The organism is Pseudomonas sp. CAN1, from assembly GCF_030462585.1.
In the GTDB taxonomy this organism is placed as follows: Bacteria; Pseudomonadota; Gammaproteobacteria; order Pseudomonadales; family Pseudomonadaceae; genus Pseudomonas.
In genome coordinates this window covers 54,544-61,372 of record NZ_JASMRU010000031.1, presented here as the reverse complement: position 1 = coordinate 61,372, position 6,829 = coordinate 54,544, and the positions used below count along the sequence as shown (strand labels likewise).

5 protein-coding genes and 2 pseudogenes are annotated in these 6,829 nt (G+C 65.3%); 5 read left to right on the top strand and 2 right to left on the bottom strand.

Annotated elements, in window-relative coordinates:
* Nucleotides 1–235, top strand: a pseudogene (locus QO207_RS26405) (hypothetical protein); the annotation flags it as partial.
* Between the two features lie 237 nt (nt 236–472).
* Here QO207_RS26405 and QO207_RS26400 read toward each other — a convergent pair.
* Nucleotides 473–775: pseudogene (locus QO207_RS26400) on the bottom strand (transcriptional regulator); the annotation flags it as partial.
* A gap of 369 nt (nt 776–1,144) precedes the next feature.
* Here QO207_RS26400 and QO207_RS26395 point away from each other — a divergent pair.
* Together QO207_RS26395 and ycaC are read left to right on the top strand one after the other, a co-directional pair.
* Nucleotides 1,145–1,555, top strand: coding sequence for a helix-turn-helix domain-containing protein (locus QO207_RS26395; RefSeq protein WP_301535212.1), 411 nt, complete (start codon nt 1,145–1,147; stop codon nt 1,553–1,555).
* Between the two features lie 185 nt (nt 1,556–1,740).
* On the top strand, nt 1,741–2,370 hold the full coding sequence (gene ycaC / locus QO207_RS26390; RefSeq protein ID WP_301535211.1) for an isochorismate family cysteine hydrolase YcaC: 630 nt from the start codon (nt 1,741–1,743) through the stop codon (nt 2,368–2,370).
* A gap of 783 nt (nt 2,371–3,153) precedes the next feature.
* On the opposite strand, the gene yghU is transcribed toward ycaC, so the two are convergent.
* Nucleotides 3,154–3,990, bottom strand: coding sequence for a glutathione-dependent disulfide-bond oxidoreductase (yghU, locus tag QO207_RS26385; RefSeq protein ID WP_301535210.1), 837 nt, complete (start codon nt 3,988–3,990; stop codon nt 3,154–3,156).
* A 254-nt stretch (nt 3,991–4,244) separates the two neighbouring features.
* Between yghU and QO207_RS26380 the strand changes: the two genes are divergently transcribed.
* Both QO207_RS26380 and QO207_RS26375 read left to right on the top strand, forming a co-directional pair.
* Complete coding sequence (locus tag QO207_RS26380; protein ID WP_301535209.1) at nt 4,245–5,777, top strand: sugar ABC transporter ATP-binding protein; 1,533 nt, start codon at nt 4,245–4,247, stop codon at nt 5,775–5,777.
* Nucleotides 5,778–5,790: 13 nt separating this feature from the next.
* Nucleotides 5,791–6,813: an ABC transporter permease gene (locus QO207_RS26375; RefSeq protein ID WP_301535208.1), complete on the top strand. Its 1,023-nt coding sequence runs from the start codon at nt 5,791–5,793 to the stop codon at nt 6,811–6,813.
* Nucleotides 6,814–6,829: the final 16 nt, after the last annotated feature.

Below are 6,829 nucleotides of genomic sequence, written 5' to 3'. Positions count from 1 at the left end.
GCATCGCGCAAGTGCTTCGGGTTCCGGTCTGTATGAACGGTTGCTGCAACGGCTCGCGCTGGCCCTGGATGAGGCCGATACCGCCGAGCGATTACGTGACGAATGCCCCGTGGAACTGGAGTTGCGCGGTTTGAGCAGTGCGGAGATGGAGCTGATCCGGGCTTATCTCGACCAGGATGTGAACTGGCTGCGCGGCTGGCATGCCGCCGCGGAGGAGCTTGCCCTGCTGGAGCGTGCGCCCAACCGCGCGCCGGGCAGCTTGGAGGGCCAGGCTGGTCTTGCCGATGCCACCGCTGCCCACCAGGCTGATGCAACGCCGTTGCGGCAGCTCGGTGATCAGCCTTTGCAGTTCCGCTTCGCGACCCAGCAGGCGGTTGCGCCGGGGCGGCAGGTTGTGGTCCGCCGCGGCGCCCTGGTCCGCTGTCGGAGCTGACTGCGCCGAGGCGCTCACCGGTTCGACGAAGCTGTACCCGCGCAGCGCCRCCGTGAGGATGAAGCGGCGACCGTTGTGGCCATCGCCCAGGGCCTTGCGCAGGGCCGCCATGTGCACCCGCAGGTTGCCTTCATCGACGTCCTGGCCCGGCCATACGCGGGCCAGCAGTTCGCGCTTGCTGACCACCCGGCCGGCCTGTTCCAGCAACGCCTGGAGTATCTCCAGCGCGCGCTGGCCCAGGCGCAGCGGGCGGCCGGCTTCGAGGATCAGGCGGGAGTCGGGGTAGAACTGGTAGGGACCGAAATGCAGCACGGTTTCGACCGTGGCCACGGGCTGGAGCATCATCGTCTGCTTCTGTCTTCGCACGCTGGGGGCAGGTTCCAGGCCGGCCCAGGCGTCAGCCTTGGTGGCACTCGTCTATCGACTCTCCGGTCGAGTAGCGCTTTCAGGGTAAGCGACGCATCGCCGCCCGGCCATCCTGCCTTGCTTCGGGGTTTTTCGCAGCGAATTTAATAACGATTAACGCCTTGCACCGGTTGGGCAGCGTGCGGGGCCCGGCAATGGCCTCGCTGCGACGTGTGCCTTCTCGCTTGCGAACCGTCCGGAGCGTCGTCTGCAGCATCTGCAGTTAATGCGGTTTAACCAGCTTTAACTCGCCGCCCCAGCGGCCGCCGCCAAGAATGGCGGCATACCGCAGGGGGAGAAACCCGCATGCTTCACAGACTCATCGGCCAGCCACTGGCAGACGCCCCCAAGCGCGACCTGGCCCCCTGGCAGAAGGAGCGCGCCCTGGCGCTGCTGCTCAGGCATCTGGACAGCGGCATCACGGTCACCGAACTGGCCGCCGCCTGTGCCCTGTCGCGCAGCGACTTCACCCGCAAGTTCAAGGTCACCACCGGCCATTCGCCCCAGGCCTGGATGCGCATCCAACGGGTGGAGAAGGCCAAGCAGCTGATGCGCGAGTCGAGCCATGCACTGGCGCAGATCGGCCTGCAATGCGGCTTCTGCGACCAGGCGCATTTCTGCCGGATCTTCTCCCGCATCGAAGGCATCACGCCGCTGGGCTGGCAGCGGCGGTTCTTCGACGAAGCACGCGAATCCACCTGGCGGCATGCGGGCTAGCCCGAACGGCCAGCGGAGCGCCTTCGCGGATAGCGTTCTGAAAATGGAACGCTACAAGTGATTTTTGCCGTCTAGCGCGTCAAGGGTGTCGAATTTAATCTTTGTTCCATGCAGTGACGCACTGCAACCGAGTCCAAACCTTCCGGCACCGCCGGACCCACTGAAAGCAAATCGAGGATTTCACCATGGCCAACCCCACCTACAACCGCCTGGACAAAGACAACGCCGCCGTACTGCTGGTCGACCACCAGGCTGGCCTGCTCTCGCTGGTCCGTGACATCGATCCGGACAAGTTCAAGAACAACGTACTGGCCCTGGGCGACCTGGCGAAGTTCTTCAACCTGCCGACCATCCTCACCACCAGCTTCGAAACCGGCCCCAACGGCCCGCTGGTTCCCGAGCTGAAAGCGCAATTCCCGGACGCGCCCTACATTGCCCGTCCTGGACAGATCAACGCCTGGGACAACGAAGATTTCGTGAAAGCGGTGAAGGCCACCGGCAAGAAGCAGCTGATCATCGCTGGCGTGGTGACCGAGGTCTGCGTGGCATTCCCGGCGTTGGCGGCCCTGGCAGAAGGTTTCGATGTGTTCGTGGTGGCGGATGCGTCCGGTACCTTCAACGAGATGACCCGTGATGCGGCCTGGCGTCGGATGGAAGCGGCCGGTGCGCAGCTGATGACCTGGTTCGGCGTGGCCTGTGAACTGCACCGCGACTGGCGCAACGATGTCGAAGGGCTCGCGGCGCTGTGCTCGAACCACATTCCGGATTACCGCAATCTGATCACTGCCTACAGCACTCTGACTGCTGGCAAGTAATCGCGCGCTGAACTGAAAACCGGAGCCTCTCGCGAGGCTCCGGTTTTTGTGCTTTGCGTAGGAGCGAGGGGGACGCCTAGTTCTTGCTCGCGAACCGCCCGGCACGGAATTTCCCTGTAGGAGCGGACCTTGTCCGCGATGTCTTTCGCGGCGGACTTCGTTCTCACCTGGGCACGCTGTAATGCGGCGCCAATTGCAGGAGCGGGCGATGCCCGCGACTTTTTCGCCTCTGGTTTGGGTGTTTCAGCGCCGCTTCGGCGTGCGCGCGGACTTCATGTTTCGCCCCCTCGGGCGAGTTACTTTTCCAAACGCCGAAAAGTAACCAAAAGGCTTGCCCCGGACATCCGGTTTTTCGCTTAGGCGAAAAATTCCCTCGTTGAATCGAAGTTTCAGGGGCACGCTGCGAAGGGCCGTCCCTGGCCCATCGCAGCTCTCGCGACATCCATGTCGCTCAACCCCTGAAACTCCAATTCAACGAGGCCTCCTGAACGGGGCCGTTCGGAGTGCGCGGGTGTTTCTCTGGAAGTCTTCAAGAGCCAGAGCCAGAGCCAGAGACGGCTGGAGTGGTGGCGCTCTTCGTAGGAGCGAGCTTGCTCGCGAACCAGCCCCCGCGAAGGAGCAACCGTCGATACCACAACGGCGGATAACGCTGGCGCGTTATGCGCCCTACGAACTGGCTATGGAACCATGGCACTTGTACGAGCGGAGCTTCTCCGCGACAGGCTGGCAAGGCCGGCTCTGCCAGGGTTCGCGAGCAAGCTCGCTCCTACAGGAACTACCGCATCACTGCTTGAAGTCGTCAGCGCTGTGCCGCTCCGGCAAGGCGTCGTCGCCCCAGGTGCGGTTGACCCGGCGGCCACGCTGTACCGCCGGACGCGCGGCGATTTCGTCGGTCCAGCGGCGCACATGGGTGTAGCTCTCGACGTCGAGGAACTCGGCGGCCTCGTACACCTGGTTGTTCAGCAGCGCGCCGTACCAGGGCCAGATCGCCATGTCGGCGATGCTGTATTCGTCGCCGGCGATGTAGCGGTTCTCGGCGAGCTGGCGGTCGAGCACGTCGAGCTGGCGCTTGACCTCCATGGCGTAGCGGTTGATTGGGTATTCGTACTTCTCCGGCGCGTACGCGTAGAAGTGACCGAAGCCGCCGCCGAGGAAGGGCGCGCTGCCCATCTGCCAGAACAGCCAGTTCAGCGTCTCGGTGCGCTTGGCCAGGTCCTTGGGCAGGAAGTGGCCGAACTTCTCCGCGAGGTAGACCAGGATCGAGCCGGACTCGAAGACGCGCAGTTCCGGTGTGACGCTGGTGTCCAGCAGGGCCGGGATCTTCGAGTTCGGGTTGATGCCGACGAAGCCGCTGCCGAACTGGTCGCCGTCGCCGATCTTGATCAGCCAGGCGTCGTACTCGGCCGCGCTCACGCCCAGCTCCAGCAGTTCTTCCAGCAGGATGGTGACCTTCACGCCGTTGGGCGTGGCCAGCGAGTACAGCTGCAGCGGGTGCTTGCCCCGTGGCAGTTCCTTCTCGTGGGTCGGGCCGGCGATGGGCCGGTTGATGCTGGCGAAGGCGCCGCCGTTGCCCTTGTCCCAGGTCCAGACGCGGGGTGGAGTGTAGGTATCGTTCGCCATCGTGAGTGCTCACCTTGTGGGTTGAATGCTGTCGATGCTACCCGCCCGGTCTGCGTCGCGTCAGCCGTTTTTCCAGGCTGCTGTTGCTGGGTGAACAGTGCACGTCGCTGCGCTCGGGCGGTTGTTAGCTTATGCATAAACGATATTAAAATTTAGTTGATGCATGGTTTGAGATTATAAAAGAATCGCCGCTCAGTCCAACGGCGAAGCTCTGATACGACGCTTTCGCTCTGCCGCGTCGTATCGAGAACGTCATGTCCGTCCAGCCCGCTTCCACCGCATTCCTCCGCCTCGCAGGCGTCGGCAAGTCCTTTGCCGAGAACCGCGTGCTGGTCGACCTGGACCTGGAGATTCGTTCCGGCGAAGTGCTCGCCCTGCTCGGTGCCAACGGTGCGGGCAAGTCGACACTGGTGAAGATCATCGCCGGCTCCCACGGCCACGATGCCGGGCAGTTGCTGATCGATGGCGAGGCGGTGCGTTTCGCCTCGCCCCACGATGCCCGCCGCCACGGCATAGTTGCCGTCCACCAGCAGGTGGAGCAGGGCGTGGTGCCTGGCCTGAGCGTCGCGGAAAACCTCCTGCTGGACGAACTCTGCGGTGCCTCCGGCGCGCTGTTCTTCCGCCCCGGCAACGCGCTCAAACGCGCGGCTGAAATCGCCGCCGGCCTGCAGTTGAACCTGCCTCTGCAAGCGCCCATCGAAACCCTTGGCACCGCCGAACGGCAACTGGTGATCCTGTCCCGCGCGCTCGCGTTGAAGCCGCGTCTGCTGATCCTCGACGAACCCACCGCATCGCTGTCGACCGTCGAAGCCGAGCGTCTGTTCCAACTCATCGACCACCTGCGCGAACGCGGCGTGGCGATCCTCTACATCTCCCATCGGTTGTCTGATCTGCAGCGCGTGGCGGATCGCGCGCTGGTGTTGCGAGACGGCCGCCTGGCGGGCGAGTTCGCTGCGCCGCTGGACCTCGCCGCCGCCGTGGAATCCATGCTCGGCGCCGCTTTGGGTGAAGTGAAGTTGCAGCCGCTGGAGCGCGGAGAGACGGTGCTGGCCCTGCGCGACTGGCAGCTCGAAGCCCACAGCGCTGCCTTCGACCTGGACCTGCACGAAGGTGAAGTAGTCGCCCTGACCGGCCTGCTTGGCGCCGGCAAGAGCGAGATCGCCGAAGTGCTGTTCGGCCTGCGCCGCCACCACACCGGATCGATCCGCCTCGATGGCCGCGACTGGCTGCCACGCACGCCGCGCGAAGCGATTGCCGCCGGCGTGTTCTTCGCCGCCGAGGACCGCGCGCGCAATTCGCGGGTGCCCGGTTTCTCGGTGCGCGCCAGCATGACGCTGCCGTTCCTGCGCAGCTTCAGCCGCTTCGGCTTCATCGACCACAAGGCCGAGCGCGCCAGAGTTGCCGAGCAGATCGAAGCACTCGGCATCAAGGGGCCAGGCGCAGAACACCCCCTGGAACTGCTCTCCGGCGGCAACCAGCAGAAGGTCATCCTCGCCCGCTGGCTGCTGGGGCAGGGCCGCGTGCTGATCCTCGACGAACCCTTCCAGGGCGTCGACGTGCGCGCCCGCCGCGACATCGGGCAGCGCATCCGCGCCAGCGCCGCCGGCCGCGCCACGCTGGTGATCTGCAGCGACCCGGATGAAGCCCTGGAAATCGCCGACCGCATCCTCGTTGTGCGCGACGGAGCGGTGGTTGCCGAGCTGCCCCGGCACGACCTGCAGCGCAGCGAGATCGTTGCCCATCTCACCCCATCCAACCCTTCACGCCAGGAAATGGCGCGTATCTAGAAAGGAGCCATGCGTGTCCAGAACTGCCGTGGGCAGCCCGGCGACGTCACCCGTCGCACGCTTGCTCGACTTCCTCATCCACTACGCGCTGCTCCTGCTGCTGGCCTTGCTGGTGCTGGTGTTCGCGCTGCTGGAGCCGGCCTTCCTGCGGGTCGGCAACCTGTTCCTGGTGCTGCAGTCGGTGTCCATCGTCGCACTGCTCGCCCTGGGCGTGACCCTGAGCATGGCGGTGGGCGGGCTGGACCTGTCCATCGGCGCGGTCGCCGCGCTGAGCCTGATGACCGCCAGCTACGTGATGGTGGTGCTGGACTGGGGGTCGCTGGCGGCGATCCTCATCAGCCTCGGCCTCGGCACCCTGGTGGGGCTGCTCAATGGCTGGCTGATCGTGCGTATGCGCGTGCCGGACATCCTCGCCACCCTGGGCAGCATGTTCCTGGTAGTCGGCGTGCAACTGATCCCCACCGGCGGCCGCTCCATCGCCGTCGGCATGACCCTGCCCAATGGCGATGAAGCACCGGGCGCCTTCGCCAGCTGGTTCCTCGCCCTCGGCCGCGCTCAACTGTGGGACCGTGTGCCGGTACCGGTGGTGATCATGCTCGGCTGCGCGCTGCTGGTCTGGTTGTTCCTCGAACGCACGCGGCCGGGCCGGCTGTTCTACGCCATCGGCGGCAACGAGCAGGCCGCGCGCCTCGCCGGGGCGGCGGTGGAGCGCTACAAGTTGCTGGCCTACGTGCTCTCGGCGCTGCTCGCTTCGCTGGGTGGGTTGTTGCTGGCGGCGCGCCTCGGACGTGGCGACGTCAGCTCCGGCAACGGGCTGGTGCTCGATGCCCTCGGCGCCGCACTGATCGGCTTCGCCGTGCTCGGTGCACAGAAGCCCAACGCCTTCGGAACCCTGGTCGGCGCGGTGCTGGTAGCCACGCTGCTCAACGGCCTGACCATGCTCAACGCGCCTTACTACGCCCAGGATTTCGTCAAGGGAGCCGTGCTGGTCTCGGCCCTGATGTTCACTTTCGGTCTGGCCCGGCGCGGGCGCTGATCGTCACCTTATTTCG